Annotated in this window: 18 protein-coding genes and 1 pseudogene; 6 read left to right on the top strand and 13 right to left on the bottom strand. The window is 63.3% G+C overall.

What is annotated here, in order from left to right; translation table 11 throughout:
• Positions 1–118: 118 nt before the first annotated feature.
• Positions 119–817: a FadR/GntR family transcriptional regulator gene (locus JYA52_RS19530; protein WP_240460615.1), complete on the bottom strand. Its 699-nt coding sequence runs from the start codon at positions 815–817 to the stop codon at positions 119–121.
• A gap of 360 nt (positions 818–1,177) precedes the next feature.
• Here JYA52_RS19530 and JYA52_RS19525 point away from each other — a divergent pair.
• Positions 1,178–1,433: pseudogene (locus JYA52_RS19525) on the top strand (aldehyde dehydrogenase family protein); the annotation flags it as partial.
• Between the two features lie 568 nt (positions 1,434–2,001).
• Here the strand turns inward: JYA52_RS19525 and trxA are convergent.
• The 6 genes from trxA to dnaK are packed head-to-tail and all read right to left on the bottom strand — an operon-like array spanning position 2,002 to position 8,751.
• Positions 2,002–2,430, bottom strand: coding sequence for a thioredoxin (gene trxA / locus JYA52_RS19520; RefSeq protein WP_205654948.1), 429 nt, complete (start codon positions 2,428–2,430; stop codon positions 2,002–2,004).
• Complete coding sequence (gene clpB, locus JYA52_RS19515) at positions 2,427–5,063, bottom strand: ATP-dependent chaperone ClpB (RefSeq protein WP_205654946.1); 2,637 nt, start codon at positions 5,061–5,063, stop codon at positions 2,427–2,429. Before clpB ends, trxA begins: the two co-directional genes overlap by 4 nt.
• Positions 5,060–5,374, bottom strand: a complete 315-nt coding sequence (locus JYA52_RS19510) for a chaperone modulator CbpM (RefSeq protein WP_205654944.1) — start codon at positions 5,372–5,374, stop codon at positions 5,060–5,062. Before JYA52_RS19510 ends, clpB begins: the two co-directional genes overlap by 4 nt.
• On the bottom strand, positions 5,371–6,309 hold the full coding sequence (locus JYA52_RS19505; protein ID WP_205654942.1) for a DnaJ C-terminal domain-containing protein: 939 nt from the start codon (positions 6,307–6,309) through the stop codon (positions 5,371–5,373). The genes JYA52_RS19510 and JYA52_RS19505 overlap by 4 nt, the downstream gene beginning before the upstream one ends.
• Positions 6,302–6,844 carry a nucleotide exchange factor GrpE gene (locus tag JYA52_RS19500; protein WP_205654941.1) on the bottom strand — a complete coding sequence of 181 codons (543 nt, stop codon included), beginning with the start codon at positions 6,842–6,844 and terminating at the stop codon, positions 6,302–6,304. The genes JYA52_RS19505 and JYA52_RS19500 overlap by 8 nt, the downstream gene beginning before the upstream one ends.
• Before the next feature lie 8 nt (positions 6,845–6,852).
• Complete coding sequence (gene dnaK / locus JYA52_RS19495; RefSeq protein ID WP_205654939.1) at positions 6,853–8,751, bottom strand: molecular chaperone DnaK; 1,899 nt, start codon at positions 8,749–8,751, stop codon at positions 6,853–6,855.
• Positions 8,752–9,476: 725 nt separating this feature from the next.
• On the opposite strand from dnaK, the gene JYA52_RS19490 reads away from it, so the two are divergent.
• The 5 genes from JYA52_RS19490 to JYA52_RS19470 all read left to right on the top strand — a co-directional run bounded on the left by JYA52_RS19490 (position 9,477) and on the right by JYA52_RS19470 (position 14,728).
• Positions 9,477–10,691 carry a PucR family transcriptional regulator gene (locus tag JYA52_RS19490; RefSeq protein WP_240460548.1) on the top strand — a complete coding sequence of 405 codons (1,215 nt, stop codon included), beginning with the start codon at positions 9,477–9,479 and terminating at the stop codon, positions 10,689–10,691.
• A 397-nt stretch (positions 10,692–11,088) separates the two neighbouring features.
• Positions 11,089–11,958: a S1C family serine protease gene (locus JYA52_RS19485; RefSeq protein WP_205654936.1), complete on the top strand. Its 870-nt coding sequence runs from the start codon at positions 11,089–11,091 to the stop codon at positions 11,956–11,958.
• Positions 11,959–12,024: 66 nt separating this feature from the next.
• Positions 12,025–12,597 carry an HdeD family acid-resistance protein gene (locus JYA52_RS19480; protein ID WP_205654934.1) on the top strand — a complete coding sequence of 191 codons (573 nt, stop codon included), beginning with the start codon at positions 12,025–12,027 and terminating at the stop codon, positions 12,595–12,597.
• Between the two features lie 100 nt (positions 12,598–12,697).
• Positions 12,698–12,961 (top strand): UBP-type zinc finger domain-containing protein, encoded by a 264-nt coding sequence (locus JYA52_RS19475; protein WP_205654933.1) that lies wholly within the window; start codon positions 12,698–12,700, stop codon positions 12,959–12,961.
• 24 nt (positions 12,962–12,985) lie between these two features.
• Positions 12,986–14,728, top strand: coding sequence for an FAD-dependent oxidoreductase (locus JYA52_RS19470; RefSeq protein WP_205654931.1), 1,743 nt, complete (start codon positions 12,986–12,988; stop codon positions 14,726–14,728).
• Between the two features lie 966 nt (positions 14,729–15,694).
• Here the strand turns inward: JYA52_RS19470 and JYA52_RS19460 are convergent.
• The 6 genes from JYA52_RS19460 to JYA52_RS19435 all read right to left on the bottom strand — a co-directional run bounded on the left by JYA52_RS19460 (position 15,695) and on the right by JYA52_RS19435 (position 23,623).
• Positions 15,695–16,660, bottom strand: a complete 966-nt coding sequence (locus JYA52_RS19460; RefSeq protein WP_205654929.1) for a zinc-binding dehydrogenase — start codon at positions 16,658–16,660, stop codon at positions 15,695–15,697.
• Positions 16,661–16,775: 115 nt separating this feature from the next.
• Complete coding sequence (locus JYA52_RS19455; protein WP_205654928.1) at positions 16,776–17,309, bottom strand: acyl-CoA thioesterase; 534 nt, start codon at positions 17,307–17,309, stop codon at positions 16,776–16,778.
• 275 nt (positions 17,310–17,584) lie between these two features.
• Complete coding sequence (locus tag JYA52_RS19450; RefSeq protein WP_205654927.1) at positions 17,585–18,796, bottom strand: acyl-CoA dehydrogenase family protein; 1,212 nt, start codon at positions 18,794–18,796, stop codon at positions 17,585–17,587.
• Positions 18,797–18,924: 128 nt separating this feature from the next.
• Positions 18,925–20,622 (bottom strand): class I adenylate-forming enzyme family protein, encoded by a 1,698-nt coding sequence (locus tag JYA52_RS19445; RefSeq protein WP_205654925.1) that lies wholly within the window; start codon positions 20,620–20,622, stop codon positions 18,925–18,927.
• Between the two features lie 232 nt (positions 20,623–20,854).
• Entirely contained in the window at positions 20,855–22,360 is a 1,506-nt protein-coding gene (locus JYA52_RS19440; protein ID WP_240460546.1) for an aldehyde dehydrogenase (NADP(+)), read from the bottom strand.
• A 72-nt stretch (positions 22,361–22,432) separates the two neighbouring features.
• Entirely contained in the window at positions 22,433–23,623 is a 1,191-nt protein-coding gene (locus JYA52_RS19435) for a CaiB/BaiF CoA transferase family protein (protein WP_205654923.1), read from the bottom strand.
• Positions 23,624–23,704: the final 81 nt, after the last annotated feature.

The following is a 23,704-nucleotide window of genomic DNA, read 5'->3' as shown; positions in this document are numbered from 1 at the left end:
ATCGGACATCTCCTTGGGTAACCAAAGGTCGCCGGGACCTTCACCTTGGCCAGATCCGGCGCGGTGAGTCCCGGGCTCGCCCGTTGAGTTTCTAAGGCGGTTCTTTGCCCGGCCCCGCCTAGGGGGTGTGGGTGCGAACGCGCTCGGCAGTCCGGCCGAGGTGCTCAGTCATGACCGTCCGTGCGGCTTCGATGTCGCGTGCTTCGATGGCCTCGGCAAGCCTGCGGTGCTCTGCAACGCCCTGCTGGCCCATGGGCGCGGAAATGTGCGATTCCTCGAGTGACATCCGCATGGGACCGTTGAAGCTCTGCATCAGCATCTCGATCGCTGGGTTGTGGGTGCACTGTGCGATCCGGGTGTGGAATGCGGCGGAGAGCTCCACGTTGTACTGACCCGCCTTAATGGCATGCTCGGCCTCTTCGACCATCGCGAAAAGAGCCGCGATGTCCTCCTCCGTGGCTCGCTCAACCGCCAGGGGCAGGGTGCCAAGCTCGACGATGAAGCGCGCTTCGGTGACGTTGTGTGCCGTGACAGGCGCGAGCGAAATGAGGTCAGCCAGACCCACGCCGAGTCGCTCGGCCGTAGGGCTGGTGAGGAAGGCGCCACCATGAGAGCCGACGCGGATGGTGAGCAGTCCGTTAGTCTCAAGCACCCTTAGCGCCTCGCGGACAGTCACACGACTGACATTAAACCGCTGGCACAACTCGCGTTCGCTGGGCAGCCGATCGCCCGGCTGTAACTTACCCGCACGAATGAGAACTTTGATCTGGTCGACGATGACCTGCGAAGCGCGGTCAACGTTGACGGGGAGGAACATGTCTGAGGTGCTGGTGGCCACTGCCCCCCCTGTCGACCGTCATCAGACGGGCTTGGCGATGCGATCAGAACAAAAATGTCAGCCTCCCCGCGATAAGGCAAGGTGAAGAAGCTCTTAGTGCAATGATACAACAATGGAATAATGGACGGACTCTTGCCGTGCCAGCCGCGCCGCAGCTATTTCCGACCCTCGCTCGCAAGCTCCCCAACGTCCGGTCAGAATTTTTCCTCCAGGTGCCTAGAAAACACGCCTCCAGGTTGCCGAAACCATGCAAGGCCGGTCCCCGACATGCTGAGAGCATGGGAAGTTCGCCGCCGCATGGGCGCCCTGAACACCGGACGCGGCACCGAACCCGCCATGGAGGAAGACGCCATCCGGCTGGCCAACGCCAGCGAATACGGGCTCGCCTCCTACCTCTACAGCCGGGACTTCAACCGGCTCCTGCGCGTGGCCGAACAGATCGAATTCGGCATGGTCGGGTTCAACGCCGGCGTCATCTCCACCGCCGCAGCACCCTTCGGCGGTGTCAAACAGTCCGGCCTAGGCCGCGAAGGCGGCTCAGAACGAATCGCCGAATACACCCACTACCCAATACATCGGCATGGCCGACCCCTACGACAGCTGGAAGCGTACTGTAAAAGGCGCCCCGCCAGCCTCCCTCCCGGGGTGGCGGGCGCCCTTGTTTTTGCAGTGGGCTAGTCTCGGGACCACCACAAACACTGGTTTGCGTGCATATTCGATTTCAAACTATTCGTGCCTTCTGAGCTGGGCCGGCCTGTTCAAAGTTTTGGCGAACACGGCCCCTTGTGTAACCGGACTCATCAGGTCCGGAGTACCTGGCTCATGGGCAGGGAGAGCGTCCGGTTAGGGCACACCCCAACCTGACGTCGTCGCTCCCAGTGTCTTGACGTTCTTCTGGAAATGCCTGGAACTCGATGTTAGGGTGCGCTGGCGGCTGGAGAGCGGATCGGGTACGTACCGTTCAGCACAGTCGGCTCATCCCGCCAATCTGTCTCTACAGTCGGGCCGACGGTCAAAGTTCCCTGCAGAGCGCAGTTTTTGGTCCGACAAGTCGTCCAGAGATCCCACATTGGGTCAATTGTAGTGAGAAAGGCCGGAAAATATGTGTCAGTACAGTTGACCCCAACCCGGCGAGATTCGCGCCGTCGTCCGCTGTTCTTGAGCTACTTCGTGATTGCCCCCTCCAGCCAGGACCTCAGCACGGGCGCGGGAGCTGCGCCGGCCTGCCTCGCGACGATCTTGCCGTCGACGATGACCAGCAACGTTGGCACTGCCTGAATGGCGAATCTGGCGGAGAGCTGCGGCGCGTGGTCCACGTCGACCTTCACAAGTTTGATCCGCCCCGCGCGTTCGTGTGCCAACTCGTCCAGCACCGGGCTGACCATCCGGCAGGGTCCGCACCACACCGCCCAAAAGTCCACCAGTACCGGAACGCCGGACCTTTCGGCGATCTCGCCGAAGTCGTCGTCGCCCGCTTCAACAACCCAGGGAAGCTCCCGGCGGCAACTCCCGCAGCGTGGCCTGCCGTCGGCGACGGCCGGCACGCGGTTGGATTTGCCGCAATTGGGACATTTGATGATGGCCTTGTTCATGCTGTTCCGGCCCCTTCCAGCTCCATCGTGCTGTAGTCAACCACTAGTTCCCCTCCGGATGCGGTCACCGTGACCGCTCCGCCCTCCGCGATGCTGCCACGCAGCAGGGCCCGGCCCACCTGCGTTTCCACCACGTGGGAAATGTAGCGGCGCAGGGGCCGGGCTCCGTAGACCGGATCGAAGCCGCGTTCGGCTATCAGAAGGCGCGCCTCCTCGGTCAGATGCAGCTGTATTTGCTGTTCGGTCAGCCGCTGCCGGAGCTGCTGGAACTGAAGATCAACGATGCGTTCGATTTGCGACAGTCCCAGGGGCGCGAACAGGACCGTATCGTCCACGCGGTTGAGGAACTCGGGGCGGAAATGCGCCCGGAGCTCACCCACCACCATGCCGCGCGCCTCCTCGGTGATGACCCCGCCCTCGGCCGAACCCTCCAGAAGATACTGGGAGCCGATATTGGAGGTCATGATGATGACGGTGTTGCGGAAATCGACGGTGCGGCCCTGCGAGTCCGTAATCCGTCCGTCGTCGAGGACCTGCAGCAAGGTGTTGAAAATGTCCGGATGGGCCTTTTCCACCTCATCGAACAGCACCACCGAGTACGGCTTCCGGCGTACCGCTTCCGTGAGCTGGCCGCCCTCGTCGTAACCGATGTACCCGGGAGGCGCCCCCAGCAGGCGGCTAACGGTGTGGCGCTCCTGGTACTCACTCATGTCCAGCCTGATCATCGCGTTCTCGCTGTCGAAGAGCGCCGCAGCCAGAGCCTTGGCAAGCTCGGTCTTCCCGACGCCGGTCGGGCCCAGGAAGATGAACGATCCAATGGGCCGGCGGGGATCCCGGATACCGGAGCGGGCGCGGATGATGGCGTCCGTGACCGCCTGGATGGCCTCGTCCTGGCCAACCACGCGGGCGCGCAGGATTTCATCCAGGTGCAGGACCTTTTCACGTTCGCCCTGCTTCAGCCGTGCAACGGGGATGCCCGTCCAGGCCGCCACGATTTCGGCGATCTCGTCCTCCGTCACCACCTCGCGGAGCAGGCGTTTTTCACCCTGTTTCGCGGTCAGCCTTTCCTCCTCGCTGATCAGCCGCCGTTCGAGGTCGGCAATGCGTCCGTAGCGCAGCTCCGCCGCCCGATTGAGGTCGTAGTTCCGCTCGGCTTCCTCAGCCTCCTGCCGCACCCGCTCCAGTTCACTTCGGATTTCCTGCAGCTTGTGGATCGCCTGGCGCTCGGCTTCCCATTGGGCCCTCTTCGCGTCGGCCTCCGCGCGCAGGTCCGCCAATTCACGCCTCAGCTCCTCGAGCCGGGTCTTGCTGGCCGGATCGGTCTCCTTGGAGAGTGCCGCATCTTCGATCTCGAGCCGCGTGACCTTCCGGGTAAGCTCATCCAGTTCCGCCGGCATCGAATCAATTTCCGTCCGCAGCCGGGCGCACGCCTCATCCACGAGGTCAATGGCCTTGTCCGGAAGGAACCGGTCAGTGATGTACCGGTGTGACAGGGTGGCCGCAGCCACCAGAGCGCTATCCTGGATCCGGACGCCGTGGAAGACCTCAAGCCGCTCCCGCAGCCCGCGAAGAATGGAAATGGCGTCCTCGACGTCGGGCTCGTCAACCGTGACCGGCTGGAAGCGGCGTTCCAAAGCCGCATCCGACTCAATGTGTTTGCGGTATTCGTCAAGGGTGGTGGCGCCGATCATGTGCAGCTCCCCGCGGGCCAGCATTGGCTTCAGCATGTTCCCGGCGTCCATCGACCCCTCGGACGCGCCTGCCCCTACGACGGTGTGCAGCTCGTCGACGAAGAGCAGGATCCTGCCTTCTGCCGCCAGCACCTCGGCCAGCACCGCCTTCAGCCGCTCCTCGAACTCGCCGCGGTACTTGGCACCGGCCACGAGGGCGCTCAGGTCGAGCGAGAAGATGGTCTTGTTCTTCAGCCCTTCCGGCACATCCTGCCGGACGATCCGCTGGGCCAGTCCCTCCACAATGGCGGTCTTGCCGACTCCAGGCTCGCCGATAAGCACCGGATTGTTTTTGGTCTTGCGTGAAAGTATCTGGACGACCCGCCGGATTTCCGCGTCGCGGCCGATGACCGGATCCAGCTTTCCGGTGCGGGCGTCCGCCACCAGATCGCGGCCGTACTTCTCCAGCGCCTCGTAGGTCTGCTCCGGTGTTGCCGATGTGACGCGCTGATTTCCCCGTACTTGGGTCAGTACCGACAGAAATGCCTCGCGGGTGATCCCGTGATCAGCCAGCACCCTTCCGGCCGCAGTGGACCGTCCTTCCTCCGCCAAGGCAACCAGCAGGTGCTCCACCGAGACATACTCGTCTTTGAGTCGCTTGGCTTCACGTTCGGCGGCGTCCAAGAGTGCGCCCAGCCTGCGGCTCACATACACCTGGCCCGGTGCCGCTCCCGGGCCCGTGACCTTTGGCTTGCGCCTCAGCTCGGCTTCGACGGCAGCCCTCAGCTCATCCACATCCACCTGCATGCCCACGAGCAGGCGCGGGACAAGGCCACTTTCCTGCTCCAGCAGGGCCAGCAGCAGGTGTTCGCCGTCGGTCTCATGGTGCCCATTGCGTTGGGCTATCCGTTGAGCCTCTGCCAAGGCCTCCTGCGACTTTTGCGTCAAACTCTCCATGTTCATCGTGAAGCAGTCCCTTCCACCTGCGTGATTTCAACCAATCGTCGTTCAAGCGAGTCGACCCGCACCAACAGATCGAGTACCAACGGGATTGCCGCGTAGTTCAGCGACAGCTCCGAATGGAGTCTCATGACGCGCGCTATCAGTTCCGGGGCCCGAGGGCTGAACCAGGGTCCGCCCGAGGCATCGCCCAGCGGCCGGATCAGATCCAGCTCCACAAACCTCATGACGACGTCGGGGTGGACACCGCTGCTCCGCGCCACGGCCTCAAGGTTCAGGCGCCATGGATAGGCCAATGGATAGGCTAGGGTCACAGCCCCTCCCTCGGATTGAAGTCGGATACTGCAGCGAGCTTCTCGTACAACTCGCGCTCCTCCTTGTTGAGACGGCGAGGCACCACGATGCGGATCTCTGCGTAGAGGTTCCCCGGCAGCCCCTTCGGATCGGGCATCCCCTGCCCGCGCAGCCGCAGCCGGCGCCCGCTGGAGGAGCCTTCCGGTACGGTGATCCTGACCGGGCCGGCGGGCGCGTTGACCTTGATCTTGGCCCCGAGAGCGGCTTCCGACGGCGTGACGGGAAGTTCGAAGTGAATGTCCCGGCCCTTGAGCCGGTACTTGGCGCCGGGCTCGATCTGTACGGTCAGGAACAAATCCCCCGGCGGACCCCCGTCGCGGCCCGCGGCGCCCTCCCCCGCGAGGCGGATACGCTGGCCGTCCAGCACACCGGGGGGCACGTCGACGTCGTAGTTCCGGGTTTCGCCACCCGGCTGGGCCAGCCGGACGGTGCGCCGCCCGCCACGGATCGCTTCTTCGAGGGTCAGCCGAAGCTCGGCCTCGTGGTCCGCCCCCTGGGCCGGGCCTGCTCCCTGCTGACGGAACCAGCCACCGAGCAGATCCTCCCAATCGACGTCGCCACCCATATTCACGTCGACGTTGCCGTACCCGCCGCGTCCCGGCCGCGGACCTGGCCGAGGGCCGCCGGACCCCCATCGCGGAGTGCCTCCAGCCGGACCGGCACCGCTGCTGGCGTACTGCCGGAAATCGGCGCCGAAACGGTCGTAGCGCGCCTTCGTTTCGGCATCCGAAAGAGTGCTGTAGGCCTCGCCGATTTCCTTGAACCGGTCAGCGGCGTCCGGATCGCGATTGACGTCCGGATGATATTTTCGCGCCAGCTTGCGGTAGGCGCGCTGGATCTCGTCGGCGTCCGCCGTCCGGGAGACGCCGAGAACGGAATATGGGTCCTTAGCCACGGTCAGCGTTCACCGCCCGGCTCACAACGACGGCGGCTGGCCTGAGGATGGTGTCCGTGCCGCCGTAGCCCGGGCGCAGTACGGTCAACACAGTCCCGGGGGGAGCCTCGTCCGTTTCCGACACACTGACCACCTCGTGAATCCGCGGGTCGAAGGGGACGTTCTCGGCGTCGATCCGCGGGTAGCCCAGGCGGGCCAGGGTATCGATGGCCTGGGATCGGATAGCGGCTATGCCATCGACGAGCGGGTCCCCGGCAGACGGGGCGTGAGCCAAGGCCAGTTCCAGATTGTCCAGGACAGGCAGCCACGCCAAAGAGACCGCTGCGCGCTCCTGTGCCCTTAGCTGTGCGCCGTCCCGTGCGGCGCGCTTTCGAACGTTATCTGCGTCAGCCAGCGCACGGCGCCACAGATCCTCCATTTTGGCCAGCGCGTTCGCCTGTGCCGCCGCTTCGGTTTCCCTTTCATCGGGTGCGGCGGCCTCTGCCTCGTCACTTCCTGGATGGGCCTGTCCAGCCGGCCCTGCCTGGTCGCTCATGGCCGTTCCTAGCCACGATCGAATTCTGCATCGACGATGTCATCCTCATCTACATCGTTGGACGCTCCGGGCTGAGATGCGGATCCCTGGCCCGCCCCTACAGTGGCCGCGGAGGCAGCGGAGGCACTCAGCGCCGCCTGCAGCTGCTGAAGCTCGGAAATCAGTTCCCTCGCGGTGCCAACGTCCGCCTGGTTGCTGACGGCGTCGCGCGCCTGGCCAACCAGCAGCTCCGCTCGGGCCTTGTCGTGCACCGGGACTGCGCCACCAAGCTCATTGACGGCCCGCTCAACACGGTAGGCCACCGCATCGAGTTCGTTGAGGGTGTCGATCCGCTCCCGGTTCTGCAGGTCCTCGCTTCTGTGGGACTTAGCCTCGGCAATCATGCGCTCGACTTCCTTGGCGTCGAGGTTGGAGCCTTCGCTGATGGTGATGCCCTGTTCCTTGCCCGTGTCCTTGTCGCGGGCGGTGACGTTCAGAATGCCGTTAGCGTCGACGTCGAACGTGACCTCGATCTGCGGTTCTCCGCGAGGCGCTGGCCGGATATCGGTCAGCTGGAACCGGCCCAGCACCCGATTATCCGCCGCCAGTTCCCGCTCCCCCTGCAAGACCACCACGTCCACGGCGGGCTGGTTATCGTCGGCGGTGGAGAAGACTTCGCTGCGCCTTGCGGGGATGGTCGTGTTGCGCTCGATGATCTTTGTCATCACACCGCCGCGGGTCTCGACACCCAGGGAAAGCGGCACAACGTCTAGTAGCAGGACGTCCGAGACCTCTCCTTTAAGCACGCCGGCCTGGATCGCCGCACCGATAGCCACGACTTCGTCCGGATTGACGCTCATGTTGGGATCTTTGCCGCCGGTCAGACGCCGAACGACGTTCTGTACCGCGGGAATGCGGGTGGAGCCGCCGACCAAAATCACTTCATCGATGTCGTTGGCGGTTACCTTGGCGTCCGTCATCGCCTGCTTGACCGGATCCATGGTGCGTTCCACCAGGTCATGGGTGATGTCTTCAAAAACGGAGCGCCGAACGGTGGTTGTCAGATGCTTGGGGCCCGTGGCGTCGGCAGTGATAAAGGGAAGGTTGACCTGGGTCTGGGTCACAGAACTCAGCTCGACCTTAGCTTTCTCGGCCGCCTCAAACAGGCGTTGCAACGCCTGGGCGTCCGACCGGAGGTCGATGCCCGCCTGCTTCTGGAAGTCGTCGGCCAAGTAATCGACAAGGCGGCGGTCAAAATCGTCTCCGCCAAGGTGCGTGTCACCCGCCGTGGAGCGGACCTCCACAACCCCGTCCCCCACGTCCAGCAGGCTCACATCAAAAGTTCCGCCGCCAAGGTCGAAAACCAAAACCGTCTCATGCTGACGTTTGTCGATGCCATACGCCAGCGCGGCTGCCGTCGGTTCGTTGATGATGCGCAGGACTTCCAGCCCGGCAATCCTGCCCGCGTCCTTGGTCGCGGTGCGCTGTGCGTCGTTAAAGTACGCGGGAACCGTGATAACGGCCTCCGTCACCTTTTCGCCCAGTTGCTTCGCGGCGTCGTCCACTAGCTTGCGGAGAACGAGCGCACTCACCTCTTCGGGTGCGACTTTCTTGCCCTGAACCTGAAAACGCGCCACGCCGTTGTCGTCCGCTACGACGTCGAAACTCACGGCCTTGGCCTCATCCGTGATCTCGTCATAGTGTCGGCCGATAAACCGCTTGGCCGACGTGATAGTTCCCTTGGGGTTGAGAATCGCCTGCCGGCGGGCCAGTTGCCCCACAAGCCGTTCCCCGCTGTCCGTGTAAGCCACAACCGAGGGCGTGGTCCGGGCTCCTTCCGCGTTGGGTATAACGCGGGCTTCCCCGCCTTCCCAGACGGCGATCACTGAATTGGTTGTCCCAAGATCAATTCCTACTGCTTTGGCCATGACTCGCTCCGGTCCTAGAGGGCGCGACCCTGTCCTGTGGCGACGTCCGCCCGAGATTGCACCGCATGATTCCACGCCCTGTCCTGCCGGGCCGCGAGGCTCAAAGGGCTTTGTCATGGGGCCTTACAGGGTTGAGTCTGCCCCGTGGAGGGGAACGACGGCATGACCCTCCGGGGTCCAAATATGCTCCAGGGAATTGACCTACCAGGATAGGTTCCACAGGCGTATCCTCGAAGACGCTGGGATAATTCGGGGATCCGCCGCCACACATCTCGCCCACGAGCGAGTCTCTTAGCTGTGCACAGAGACTGCAGGTCAACTAAATGTTCGATCGACTAAGGGCCGAGGAGATTCTCGGCAAGGCCCTACACTCTGTTTCTGCACTGGAATTCTGCCATGTAGCAGCTTCCTATCTTGTGGTGGACGGTCACCTGATTCCGAGCCCGAACCGGGCGCCGACGACCCAGGGCCACGATGTCCGCCAGCTCCAAGGCAGGGATGCCGCACTCCCGACCCCAGCCCCGGGATGGCGATACGCGCTCTCCACCTTTGGCGCCAGCGGAGAACTGAACGGATGCCTTGTCCTCTACGCCGGCACGGCTCCGAGTCCGGCCCAGATGATCAAGCTACGCGCAACGGCCCGAACAACAGTCCCCGGCCCAGCTGGGGAATCGGCAGGAGCACACAAGCAGGAGCACACGGCCTTGCTCTCAAATGCCCGTGACATGGACGATCGCTTGCGTATCCTCTCGGCAACGGTACTGCAGCTCGAAACCCGAACGTCGATCCAGAACGCCCTGGATGGCACTCTCACCGCCCCCCTCGGACAAATGACGTCGCGGGAGTCCCTTTTGGCGGAAGTCCTGTCACTGCTGACGGGGCGCCCGGTCTGCATTGAGGACGGGTTCGGCAATATCCGCGCCGCGGCCGGGACCAAATCCGGGCGCCCGTACCCCCGGCCCAGCGCAACCGACAGGTCACGAACGGCGCAGCTCTGGCTTGCCTCCGGCTTGCCGGTCCAAGAACCCCGAGGGCTCGTTGCTCTGGTTCTGCCGGACAGGGACGTGCTCGGGGCAATGTGCTTGCTCGAGAACGGCAGGCCCTATACGGCCGACGACGTCTTCGCCTTGGAGTATGGAACGCGGCTCTTGCAGGTCGAGTTGTCGCACCGCCGCAGCATTGCCCAGCTGGAACTGAAGCTGGGGCGCGACCTGGTGTATGAACTGGTGTCCGGAATGGATGAAGAGACCGCAGCCGTGCGTGCCGAGGCATTGGGATATGACATCACGGGTCCGCAGCACGTCATCGTCGCTCAGTGGCAACCGCCAAGAACGGACGATACGGTCGTGGTCGCCCTGCGCAGGACGCTGCGGGAACTCCAGACCCCTGCGCTCGTTTCACGGCGTTCGGACATAACACTTGCCGTGGCTACGGGAGATCCGCTCGATACAGAGCTCTTTACCGTTGCGGCAAGGACTCTGCGTAGCACCACCGGAGCTGTGGGCATCGGAGGCCCGAGCCGCGATGTCAACCAGCTCCCACGCTCTTACGCGGAGGCCCTGCGTGCGCTGCACATCCGGGTACATTCCATCGACCCCTATGGGCTCACGCGCTACGACCAGCTGGGGATCTACCGCATCCTCGACATGCCCGGCAGCGAAACTGACCTCTCCGGCTACGTCGAGGAGTGGCTAGGTGCCCTGCAGAGCAACGATGCTCGCCGAGGATCTGATCTGGTGCACACCTTGGCGCAGTATATGGATCACGGCGGCAACTACGACGACACGGCCGACAGCCTTGCCATTCACCGGAGCACGCTGCGATACCGGCTGAAGTCCATCCGGCAGATTACCGGTTTTGACCTTGCTGACCCCGAGACCCGCCTCAACCTGCACGTTGCCACGCGCGCCTGGCGCCTGCGATCCGCACGGCCGCGCTGACGGCTCAGATCAAGCGCGAAGTGGAAGCGCGCATCGGCTGCCTGCGTTTTGACCTGAGGGAGTCAAATACGGGCGGTTTTTGGGCGTCCCGGGGCCATGCGGGCGCGATGGCGGCGGAGGAGACTCAGACTGATACATGTCTCCGTAGACAGCCAGAGAAGGCAGCGGGAATCCAATGAGTATGAGCAGACCAGCGGCCGCCGGGGGAAAGGCCTCGCCCCCGGCGCCAGGACGCAGGCGGGCGTGGACCGCCATTCTCGGCGCGGGATTACTCATATTCGGGTCAGCATGTACAGGGTCGCCTCCGGCTCCGTCACAATCCGCCAGCGCTGGGGGTTCCAGTTCCACAGGGGACCTTTCAGCCGTTCCTGGGATCGTTAGAGAAGTCGAGCCCTCTGTGGTCACGATCCAGACATCAGGCGGCATCGGCAGCGGAGTGGTTTACCGCAGCGACGGCACCATCGTCACGGACGCCCACGTGGTGGAGGACAATCAAAAGAAGCCGTTCAAGAGCGTCCGGATCCACTTCGCGGACGGATCTCAGGCGTTGGCCACCGTCGTCGGTGTTGACGACCCAACCGATGTGGCAGTGGTGAAGACTGATCGGAGCAACCTTCCGGCCGCCAGGTTCTCGACGACGCTTCCCGAAGTTGGGCAGCTGGCGGTTGTTATTGGCAGTCCGCTGGGGCTGGAGCAGACCGTCACGGCGGGCATCGTTTCCGCACTTCACCGTAATATGCCACCGTCAGAGGGATCGCCTCAGGGGCTTATCGACCTCATCCAGACGGACGCGCCCATCTCCCCGGGCAATTCCGGTGGAGCCGTGGTCAACAACAACTCGGAGATCATAGGGCTCTCAGAAGCGTATCTGCCACCCAGCTCGGGCGCCGTGTCGATCGGGTTCGTGACTCCCGCGGCGACTGTGATCGACGTAGCGGACCAGATACTGAAGAGCGGGGTGGCCACGCACGCGGTCCTTGGAATTATTCCGACCGACATCTCTCCTGAGGTCGCAAGCCGCTTTGGCCTCCCCAAGACGTCGGGCGCGCTGGTCATCGAAGTTGCCCAGGGAGGACCGGCAGCCAAAGCGGGACTGCAGCCAGGGGACATCATCAGCCAGTTCGACGGGCAGAAGATCGCCAGTGTGACCGACCTCCTGGCCGCTATCCGCAAGAAAGAGCCGGGGCAGCAGTCCGACGTCGAATTCCAGCGCGGGCAAGACACAAAGTCATTGAAAGTCACGCTGGGGAGCACAGCAAAAGAATAGACCATGTTCGAAGGCCGCGGCCGGCAAGTTTACGAATTAACCGTTTCCAGAAACAGAGGTCTGGCTATGTCTGACACACTGGCACAACAATTGTTTAAGGGATCAGGAACTGCGCTGATTATCCGGGGCATCGCGGCCGTGCTGTTTGGCATTTTAGTTGTCATCTGGCCCGGTGTTTCCGTACTTGCACTGGTGATCCTCTTCGGAATCTACGCTGTCTTTGACGGCCTCACCAACATCGTGCACTACGTCACGCGCAAGAGGCGCCGGTCCATCTGGCAACTAGTGGGCGGCATCATCTCTGTGCTCGCCGGACTCGTCGCCTTCGTCTGGCCGGGCATCACCGCCCTTTCGCTCGCACTCGTAATCGGTGTGTGGGCGGTTATTCTCGGTATCTCCCAGATGGCTCTCGCCTTTGAAGTCAAAAGGACCGTCGGGCTGTGGTGGCTCTGGCTGATCACAGGCATCGTCACCACTCTTTTCGGCCTTTTCCTGGTCATCTTCCCCGGCCCAGGCATCCTGAGCCTCCTGGGCCTGCTCTCATCCTTCGCAATTCTCTTCGGAATACTTCTGATCGCCTCCGGGGTCGGACTGCGCAGGCTGGGCGAAAGCCCCGATACAAGGCTCTCGATGGGCTAAAAGCCTGCCAACGAGCGCAAGGCCTTCCGGCTTGCATGAAAAACCTGATCCGCCATCTGCCTGAGCCCGTTTCCAGGGCCGGACCGACATAGGAGCCGACATGATTCCTGGAATTCGTGATCCGCATCTGGCGCGGATTCGTCCGGTTCCGGTGCGCACACCGCAGGGTTGCGAGGAATGCCTGTCGTTGGGCACTGCCTGGGTTCATTTGCGTTTGTGTCTTACCTGCGGCCATGTCGGGTGTTGTGACTCCTCACCCATGCGGCACGCCCGGGCTCACGCCACCGAGTTGCATCCAATCGTTCGTTCCCTGGAGCCCGGCGAGGATTGGCGCTGGTGCTATCCCCATGAGACATTCGTCTAGGATTCTGGCTGGCGGGACCAACTGATGGAACCTGTCGCACGCTCGACGCTGACCGAAACGCCGGATGTCTCCGGCGCCTATCCACGGCTCGGCCAGGCCCAGATCGAATTGTTAGGCCGTGCCGGCACCAGGCGGGCCACTCCGGCCGGTGAAATCCTCATACACGAGGGAAACCTCGACACTGACTTCTTCGTCATACTCCAAGGCACGGTACTGGTCGTGGAGGGGCTGCACGCCGCCGGTGGCAGACAGCCTGCTGAGCCGGCGCCCGGCACGCGGATCCTCGAAGTTCACGGTCCCGGACGGTTCCTCGGGGAACTGGGCCTGGTCGAGGGGCAACCGGCCTTCGTCAGCACTGTAACCGCAGAGGCAGGTGAAGTGCTCCAGATCAGCGGGGACGATCTGCGCCGTGTGGTTCTGGCGGACGCCGCGGTGGGCGAGACCATCCTGCGAGCATATCTGCAGCGACGAATCCAGCTGATCAGCGCGGGCGCGGGCATCCGCATCGTTGGATCCCGCTTCAGCCGTGACACGCTTCGCCTCTTGGAATTTGCAGCCGCCAACCGCCTGCCTCACCGGCTGGTCGATCTGGAGGACGACGAGCAGACACAGGCAATCCTGAACCGGGCCGGGATCCTCGCGGGTGACCTGCCCGCAGTGGCGCTAAACGCCTCACAGGTCCTCAGAAACCCCTCCAACACAGATCTGGCCCTCGCCATGGGCCTGCGGGTGGTGAAAGAGCATTCTGCCTCGTACGATCTCATGGTGATCGGGGCCGGCCCGGCCGGGCTGGCGGCCGCCGTCTACGCGGCGTCGGACGGGTTGTCGGTCGTCCTCAAGGAAGCCCTTGCGATAGGTGGGCAGGCCGCCACCTCCCCGCGGATCGAGAACTTCCTGGGCTTTCCCGCCGGAATCTCCGGTGGGGAACTCACTGAAAGAGCGATCATTCAGGCCCGAAAGTTCAGAGTCCAGATCAACGTCGCCTGCCGAGCAAACACTGTCGCGTTGAGGGACGGCGAATTCCGCGCCGAGTTCAACGAAAGCGGACCCGCCGTGTCACGGGCAGCGCTGCTCGCCACCGGGGTGCGTTACCGCCGACTGCCAGTACCCGGGCTGGACGAATTCGAGGGGACCAGTGTCTTCTACGCCGCCACTGTCCATGAGGCCAGGCTCTGCGGATCGCAGCCGGTGGCCGTCGTCGGAGGTGGAAACTCCGCGGCACAGGCCGCGCTTTTCCTGGCCGGAACGGGAGCACCAGTGCGGCTGGTGGTCCGCGGGGAAGACCTCCGCGCGGACATGTCGGGGTACCTCGCGGAACGGATTGAAGAGCACGCCGGCATTGAGGTGCTGCTCGGGGCCAACATCGTCGGCGTAGCCGGTTCAGACGCCCTTGAACGGATCGTCGTGGAACTGGGAGCCACAAGCGAACACCGCACCTTCGACTCCCGGTACCTCTTCATCTTCATCGGGGCCAAGCCGCACACAGAATGGCTGCAGGGTACGCTCTCCCTGGATGACCACGGCTTTGTTCTCACCGGGGCTGATCTCGAGGAGCTTCCTTCTGAGTTCAGCCATCTGGGCCGCAGCCGGCTACCCTTGGAAACCAGCGTCCCCGGCATGTTCGCGGCCGGTGATGTTCGGCATGGATCGGTGAAACGCGTAACGGCTGCGGCCGGTGAAGGCTCAACGGCAGTGGCAATGATCCACGAGCACCTGCGCCTCCTTCGGCATGGACCGGCCAGTGCGCGCCAGGGTGAGGGACAGTAAGAGTCCAGCAGGACAGTCGCTATCCCCTGCGGTGTAACGTAGGACGGCATCGGCACCAATTTCGCTATTTTTCCGTCCAGTCGCCGTGGCCATTATCAGCGTGGACTTGCGGCTCCTGACGGCCCGCCACACGGATCTGATCTGTGAGTGGGTCCGGACGAACAACTAGTTCCGTGCCACCTTGCTGGAATACTTCCCTGCGCTCGAGCGTGAGTCCGACTACTCCAAGAAGGCGCCCTGATCCTCTGGGCGGCTAGCAGACACCTCGAGCATCCGGCGGACAGGTATGACCCGGCCCACCAACTGGTTGAGGGAACGCGGCTGCCGGAACCGGTTCAAGCACACCCAAACTGACGTCAGGCAAGTAGGCGAAAAGTTGTCAGAGTAGAGTCCGATTCTGACTTTTCGGGCAACCGCTCGAGGAACTCTTAGATCGCAACCTGACGGTACCAATAATTCCCTCGCTCGCAGCAGCCGACATAGCGCTGCATTACGGCGTCCGGACGGTCCGGGGAAGTATCTGGCATCCCGGTTTGTCGATGGGCCACTTCTGCGGGGCTGGGTCGATACTGTCCCAATGCTCCTTGACCGTTTCCGACCGTTCCACGTTCGGTCCACCCAAGTTCGGTCAGGAATTTCCCGGGCCGGCTTCGACATTCGCGTTGGGTTCAGCCCATTCAAGCGCTGCAACGATATGCCCTTCGTTGGGCAGTGCCTGCTGTTCGTCTGGGGGAACTCTGTCATAGGTGTATGCGGCGACGGCCATGGTGAGGTGGAGCGTCCGAGACTGTACCGGACGCTGCGGTCATTCTTGGTACCGCAGATGAGGATCCCTATGGTTTCGTTGTGATGCCCGCGCCGAAGTAGGTCATCGACGAGGGCGACGTAGTTCCGCGAAGACATTACGTACTCCGTGGCTCAACCGTTCGTCGCCTCTCGGACGTGGCTCGCGCCGGTTCGCCCAGGTCAATGTATGAAGACGATCTTTCCGATCAGGTTGCCTTCAAGCATCTTGGTGAAGCCTTTGATGGCTTCGCCAAGTGGCAGTACTGTGTCGATCGTTGGGCGTATCCCGGTTCCCACAAGGAATCGGGTGAGTCTTTCGAGTTCGTCCCTGGTGCCCATGGTGGAGCCAAGGATCTTCAGTTGGGTGAAAAAGAGCCGATTCAAGTCGGTTGCTGCAGTGCTGCCTGAAGTTGCCCCGCACGTGATGACGGCCCCGCCGGGTCGCAGCGCCTTGAGGCTATGTGCCCATGTTGCCTGCCCCACAGAATCAAAGACGGCGTCCACCCGGTTCGGGAGCCGCGCACCGCTATCAAAGGCCTGCTCCGCCCCGAGAGTCAATGCGTGGAGCCGTTTTTCCTGGCTGCGGCTGGTAACCCACACCCGGAACCCGCTAGCTGATGCCAACGATGTCAATGCTGTGGAGACCCCTCCACCGGCTCCTTGGATCAGGATGGTGGATCCGGGCGCTGCTGGCGAGACAGAGAACAGCATTTTGTAGGCAGTCAGCCAGGAGGTGGGCAGGCAGGCGGCTTCTTCCCAGCTCAGTTCCGCTGGTTTGGGGACTGTGCTTCCTGCGGGCACCCATACGTGGTCGGCCATGGTTCCCGGATACCGTTCCGAGAGGACTGTGCGTTCAGGGTCCAGCGTTTCGTCGCCACGCCACCCAAGGCTCGCAACGACGGGATGGATAATCACCTCGTTGCCGGCCGCATCCACTCCCGCGCCGTCACAGCCCAGCACCATCGGCAGATCCTCTTTGTCGAGTACGCCTTTGAGGGAGAACAGGTCGTGGTGATTCAGGGCGGAGGCTTTGAGCGTGATCTTCTCCCAGCCCGTGGCTGGAGCTTCTGTGTCCGGCACGTCCCCGATCGCGAGTCCGGCAAGTGGATCGTCAGGGGCGAGCGATGTTGCATAGACTGCACGCATTCTTGTCTGCCTTCTCGGGCTGAGTCTCTGGCTCGCCCCGTTTTGGGTGGGCATCTTGTTGAGGGTTTAGAAGGTTTAACGGTACGGACCACCCACGGTCCGGGGGCACCGTGGGTCAGGCGGGCAGCAGATCCAGAGGGTTCCGTTCCCTCCGATCCCGCCTGATCCGTGCTCGGCGCATCCTGTCGTTCCGTCGTTGGTGCGCTTCCCGGAAGCGCCTCCTTTCGATGGTGTCGGAGGGCTTGAATTCGGGCACGGGCGTCGGTTGATTGTTGTCGCCGATGGCCACCATGGTGAAGTACGAGCTGTTCGTGTGCCTGACGCTTTGCTCGTGGAGACTTTCGCTGAGAACGCGGATTCCGACTTCCATTGACGTTCGTCCGGTGTAGTTGACGGAGGCCTGGAACGTTACGAGTTCACCGACCTGGATGGGTGCGATGAAGTCCACGCGGTCCACGGAAAGAGTGACGACGTAGGTGCCGGCGTAGCGGGTCCCGCAGATGTATGCGACCTGGTCGAGGTACTTGAGCAGGACTCCGCCGTGGACTTTCCCTGAAAAATTAACCATGTCCGGCGTCATGAGTACCCTCATGGACAGCCTGCCCTTTTCGTCGACGACCTCCTCAAGAGGGTTTTCCGTGCGGTTCATTTCGTCTTTCTTGGACCTGTGGGCGTGCAGTACGGATTGTTGCGCGGATCCGGGCTGGAATCTGCTGGTGATTGTTTGCGTCCCGGGGCCGCGGCCGCGGGTGGATCGGTTGTCGAGACGCTGCCGGGTGCCGCGCGAATGGCACCATTGGGGTGTGTGGAAGCTATTTTGGGTTGCTAGCGGGCCCGGGACCGGGCCGCCGCCGGGAGCGTTCGCAGCGGAGGTCCGACCCCGAGCCCGGTTGCACTGAGGGTTGGCAGGATTTTAGGGGGCGGCTACGCGCCGGTAAGGGTTTCGGCTGCCTGCACGGTCTTCCAGGAGGGCATGTAGGAGCCGCCGTGGCCGTCCTTGGCGAATGCGTTGACCAGCCGGCGTCCGAGCATTGTTTCGTGGATTTCGCTGGTGCCGTCGAAGATCTGGGTTGCTTTGGCGTCCCGGTGCAGCCGTTCGACCCGGGAATAGGCGATGAGGCCCGAAGCGCCGAAGATCTGCATGGCCTGGTCTGTGTGTTCGCGGGCGAGGTCGCTGGCGGTCATCTTGGCAATCGAGATGATGTCCTGGTCTCCCCCGGTGCCCTGCATGTAGGTTTCGGTGGCGCGCATCGCGAGTTCCCTGGCGGTGTGATAGGCAGCGCGCATACGGCCGAGCTTGATCTGGATGCTGGGCAGGTCGCCGATGCGCTTGCCGAATGCAGTACGTGTAGCCGCTCGTTCCACGCTGACTTCCAGGGCGCCGCGCAGCAGACCGCAGGCATAGGAGGCGGCGTCAATGCGTGCCATGTTCAGGCCGTCCATCATGCCGGCGAAGCCATCCACCTGGAGGGCATTCCCCGCGGGGACCACGACGTTGTCGAAGCGGAGGGTGCCGTTGGTCAGGCCGCGGAAACCCGAGAGCTCGGGACCCGGCTCGCCCGCGGCTCCCTTGCTGGACATGTCGACCACGAGCGCGATTGTGGGGGCGTCTCTGTCTGTGGACTCCAGCTTGCACAGAACGATGGCGTAGGACGCTACCGGAGCGAACCCGACCCAGCATTTCTGGCCGCTGAGGATGTAATTGTCACCGTCCCTGCGCGCCACCGTCAGCATGCCCCGAAGGTCCGTTCCTGCCTGCGGCTCCGTAAGGGCGAAGGAGCCGTAGGCGCGGCCTTCGATGGTGGGCTGCAGCCAGCGTTCTTTGACGGCCGGAGCCCCATACCGCGAGAGCAGATAGGCCACGAGCCGCATGACGCCAAGTTCCATGGCTACAGGGGGGCAGACACTGGCGATGCGCTCCGTCACGTCATGAACCAGCGGCATCCGCGAGAGGTCCAGGTCCAGATTCTCGTCAAAGATCAGTTTCACGAGACCCAGCGCTGCGCCTTCGTCCAGAATCTGCTTGTCGAATTTGGCGTTTCTATCCATGATCTCGGCACGCTCGGCCAACTTGGTGGCGAAGTGTTCCACGTCGGCCAGGACCTGCTCGGGGGCGAAGGCGGTCGCGATACTCATGCGCCTGCTCCGATGCTGCGGGTACCGGGGGTTACGGTGGTGATCGTTGTCATTTGTCTCTCTCCTGGATGGTTCGATTTATGTGATGGCCGGGCCCGTGGTGGGTCCCGGATGCGTGGTCAGGTTGGTCATTGGGCGGCAGGTCCATGGCTCTGCGGGTCCGCCCTGCGCTCAGGGATGATGGCCGCCGGGCTGTGGCTCCGGCTTTCGGTGCGGAAGGACGTTTCCCAGAAGCGGGCAAGCTCTCCGGCCAACTGCTGGGTCAAAACACTGCGGCGGATTTTTCCCACGCTTGTCGAGGGCATCTCGGATCCGAAGATGACAACTTTCGGGCACATGTGCGGCTCGAGCCGTTCGGCGCACCAGGCAAGAAGCTCTGCTTCGGTCAGGTCCCCGCTGGCGATCACGAACACGGCGATTTCCTCGCCCTGCCAGCGGTTGGCGAAGGGAACCGCTGCGGCGCTCTGGACCAGCGGGTGAGTTGCGACGACCTCGTCGATCAGCTGGGGCGCGATATTCAGGCCTCCACGGACGATACTTTCCTTCAGACGTCCTTCCAGGAAATACCAGATCTTTCCATCGGCCGCGCGTTCCCAGTATCCCCGGTCGCCGGTGTGGAACCAGCCGCCGCTGAATGCTTCGGCGTTCGCGGTGTCATTGTTGGCGTAGCCGTTCATGAGCATGCCGCCGCGTGCCACTATTTCCCCCCGCACGCCTTGATCGCACGGGATCCCGTTGGAGTCTACGACGTCCACCTGGGCGTGAGGAACGGCCGTGCCGATGGATTTCCGAAGCCCGGGCTCAAGATATCCGCCCGTCCGTGGCGGTGTGGCGGTCAAGACGGCTGTGGTCTCCGACAGGCCGTACAGCTGCCGAACCGGTATCCCGAAGCGCTGCTCGAATTCGGATGCGGCAGTGGAGCGCAGCGGACCGCTTCCGGAGATCACTTCCTTCATCAGCGGCGCAGGGTGGTCCCCGGCCTCACTGGCGAGCAGATATTCCAGCACGGTCGGCACGATGCTGCTTGTCGTGGTCCGTGTTTCGGCGGCGATGGGCCAGAACGTGCTTCCTCGGAACTTGTCGACCAGCACCGTCGATCCCCCGACAAACCAGGGCAGGAAGCTGTTGATGAGCAAACCGTTGGCGTGGCTTATGGGCAGCACGGTCAGCACCCTCGTTTCCTGCGTCCAGCCGAACGCTTCCTGCATTGCATGGCAATTGAGCAGAATGCTGCGCATCGGGATGATGATTGCTTTGGGGCGGCCACTTGTTCCGCTGCTGTGCATGCGCAGGGCCGGAGCGTCCAGCGGTCCTCCGATCACCGAGGGACGTTCCCGCCGCTGAGTGGACATCAGACCGCCAACAACGATCGCATCCGCAGACGCATGACGACGCGCCCTGGCAACCGATTCCACACCAGAATCCACGCCTATCCATCGCGCCCCGCACTCCTGCAGGATTTCATCGTGTCTCTCGTCGCCGTCCCGCGGGTCAAGAGGTACCAGGCAGCCGCCGAGCAGCCAGACCGCGAAGGTCAGGGCCAGCGTTTCGGCCGAGTTGTGAGCCAGAACGGCCACACTGTCACCGGCCCTAACGCCATGTCGGGTCAGTTGGTCGGCCACGTTGTAGACCGCATTCCGCCACTGACCCACGCTCCATTCCGCCCGCGTTCCCTGGCCTCGGCTAACAGCGATCAGGAACGTCCGGTCATCGTCTTTTCGGCTGCGGAAGAACGCCGCAAAATCCGCCCAGGGTGGCGAGTAAGCGTCTATATCGCGCCGTGCAACAGGTTCGGCTGCCGTCGGCCGGCAGCGCTGCTCAGTCATCATGTGGAACCTTTTCTGAATGCGGAACACTGGTCGCGTTGATCGCGCCTGAACTGCAAATAGTCGTGAAATCAGAGTGCTCGAAAATAGATTTCCTCGCTGCGTCCGACATATCGATCAGTGCTTGATATGTAGAACGCTAGCGTGGGCTGGATCACGTCGCAAGTGGCGTCCGATCCTCACGGCAGGAATCTGGGTCCGGGAAGTCACCGACCGGCGGGCCTCGCTGGTGTCAGACTTTGTTGTCTGGGTTCTGGAGTCGGCCGTCTACCCTGCGGGGGATGCGCAGGGGGTTGGTGTCCTGCAGCTGGCCTGGCAGGAGGTGCTGGGGCAGGCCCTGGTAGGCGACGGGTCGCAGGAAGCGGAAGATGGAGGCGGTTCCGACGGACGTCGATGTCACTGAGGTGGTCGCCGGGTAGGGGCCGCCGTGTTGCTGGGCGTGGGTGACCGACACGCCGGTCGGCCATTGGTTCCATAGGATGCGCCCGGATTTGCGGGCGAGCGAGCGAACCAATTGCGGGGCGATGTCATCGTCGTCTTCCCCGTGCACGGTGGACGTCAGCTGTCCGTCGATGATCCGGGCGATCTGGAGCAGTTCGGATTCGTCCTCGTAGGTGACCACGAGGGCTGCCGGGCCAAAGCACTCTGCGAGGAGTTTCTCGGGTTCGGCCAGTACATGGGCTGCGGTTGTGTGCAGGAGGGTCGGCGTCGGCGGGTTCTCATACGCTGCCGGCTCCAGGACCAGGGGCTCTACTTCTTGATGTCCGCTGAGTGTCTGCAGGGCTTCGACGTAGCCGGACTGGATGCGCTCGTTCAGCAGCATGGCGGCGGCGGGGTGCGAGGCGGTAGCAAGGCTGCCGGCGATGTCTGATTCGGCAGGTACGAACAGGATGCCTGGTTTTGTGCAGAACTGGCCCGCTCCGAGCGTGTAGGAGTTTACGAAGTCGGTCACGATTTGTCCGCTCCGCTTTTGGGCGGCGGCCCGGGTGACAAAGGTGGGGTTGACGCTGCCGAGTTCTCCGTAGAAGGGAATCGGGTCAGGCCTGGAGTTGGCCAGGTCGAACAGTGCCCGCCCGCCAGGGATGGAGCCGGTAAATGAGCTGGCCTTCACCCTTGGATCAAGGAGCGCATCGCGTCCGGCTTGGGTGCCGAAGATGACGTCGAAGAGCCCTGCGGGGGCGCCAGCGTGAGCGAGGGCGGCGGCCATAATGTCTCCCGTTCGCTCCGAGAGCCGGGGGTGACCCGAATGTGCTTTGACGATGACGGGGCAGCCTGCTGCCAGAGCAGAAGCGGTGTCGCCGCCTGCGACGCTGAAGGCAAACGGAAAGTTGCTGGCGGAAAACACCAGCACAGGACCCAGGGGCTCCAGGGTGCGCCGGATCTCGGGGCGCGGGCCCATGCCCCAGGCCGGATCGGCATGATCGATGCGTGCGTCCAGGTAGCTTCCTTCATCCAGGACTTCGCCGAATAGGCGGAGCTGGAAGGTGGTGCGTTTCAGTTCCCCTTTCAGCCGGGCCTCGGAGAGGTGGGTCTCCTCGCGGGCGACCTCGATGAGCTCGTCCGCCGCGCTGTCCAGGTGGTCGGCGACGGACAGGAGTACTGCGGCGCGCTCTTGGGGAGTGGTCTCAGCCCAGATGACGGCCGCGTCTGCTGCCTGGGCAAGAATGCTGTTGAGCTTGTCGGTGCTGGTGGGGGCGGGTGTGGTGCTGGTCAGTGTCATCGGTTCCTCGATGGTCATTGGCGAGAGTGGGCGTGCCGCAATGCACGGCGCTCACCGGGGAATTGGAGTGGTTAGATTGCCGGTTCCTGTTTACAGAGGCGGCCAGCTGAGGCCGGTGACGGCTGTGCGTTCGCTTTGGGCCGCGACCCTGGCTGCCAGTTCAGGGTCAAGCCCCTGACGGACCAGCACCTTTTCGGTGCGCGGCTCCATGTCGGTTTGGCGGCGTTCCGGACCGTCCTGGAACGCCGGAATCACGGGTACCGATTCCAGGGTGAAGCCGGGATCCCGGCTGATGATCTGCTCAAACGAGGCCAGTTCATGTGGTTCTAGAACGGGGGTGACGCAGGCGTCGACCTCGGCGAAGATTCGGGCCCACTCCCCCATCGGTTTTGTTCCGAATGCGTCAGTGAGTGACTCTTCGATGGACGGCCACGTTGCCCGGTCGAAATGGTCCGGTACTGCCCCCAGGTCAAGGGTGTTCCACAGTTCTGCGAAGAAGGCCGTTTCGAGGGCTCCGACTGCTACATAGCGGTTGTCTGAACAGCTGTAGCACCGGTAGAACGGTGTGGTGCCTGTCAGGACACCCTCGCCCCGGCGGGGCAGGGTCGGGGTGTGCCAGTCAGCAAAGTTCATCGCCATCATGGACAGGACACCGTCCACCATGGCCGAGTCGATATAGCGTCCTTTGCCCGTCTTGGACCGTTCGTAAAGGGCGCTGACGATGCCGAAGGCTGAGAGCATGCCTCCGCCGCCCAGATCGGCGACAAGATTCAGCGGCGGAACCGGCGGCTGGTCGGCCGGCCCAAACGTGCCCAGGGCTCCGGCAGCGGCAAGGTAGTTGATGTCATGACCGGCGCGCTGGGCAAGGGGTCCGGTCTGGCCGTAACCCGTGACGCTGCAATAGACGAGGCCGGGATTTATTTTGGACAGCTCCTCGTAGCCTGCGCCCAACCTCTCCGCCACCCCTGGACGGAAGCCCTCCATGAAGACATCGGCCTCTGAGACCAACTGGCGCAAGGCGTGCCGGCCGTCGTCGCTCTTGAGGTCAAGGGCGATGAATTCTTTTCCCCGTGACAGTGACGGTACCGGGAGGCCGGAGCGGCCCCCGCCGATGACTATAACTTCAGCGCCCAGGTCGGCCAGAAGCATGCTCGCGTAGGGCCCGGGCGCGAGGCGGGTCATGTCCAGCACCCGGATTCCGGCCAGGGGGCCTGCCGGGTCGCTGATTTCTGCGCCGCTAATCTGCGGACTATCCGCTGCTTGTGTAGATGCTTCAATCACGTGGTTACTCCTTGTTCATGCGACGTCTGAATGCGGGCGCGGATGCCCTACCCGCGCATGCGCTGGCTGCTTGGTCGTCTG

Origin of the sequence: Arthrobacter pascens (assembly GCF_017052465.1) — a bacterium.
Classification (GTDB): Bacteria; Actinomycetota; Actinomycetes; order Actinomycetales; family Micrococcaceae; genus Arthrobacter; species Arthrobacter pascens.
Note: the sequence above shows the minus strand (reverse complement) of the source record. Positions and strands in the feature narration are given on the sequence as shown.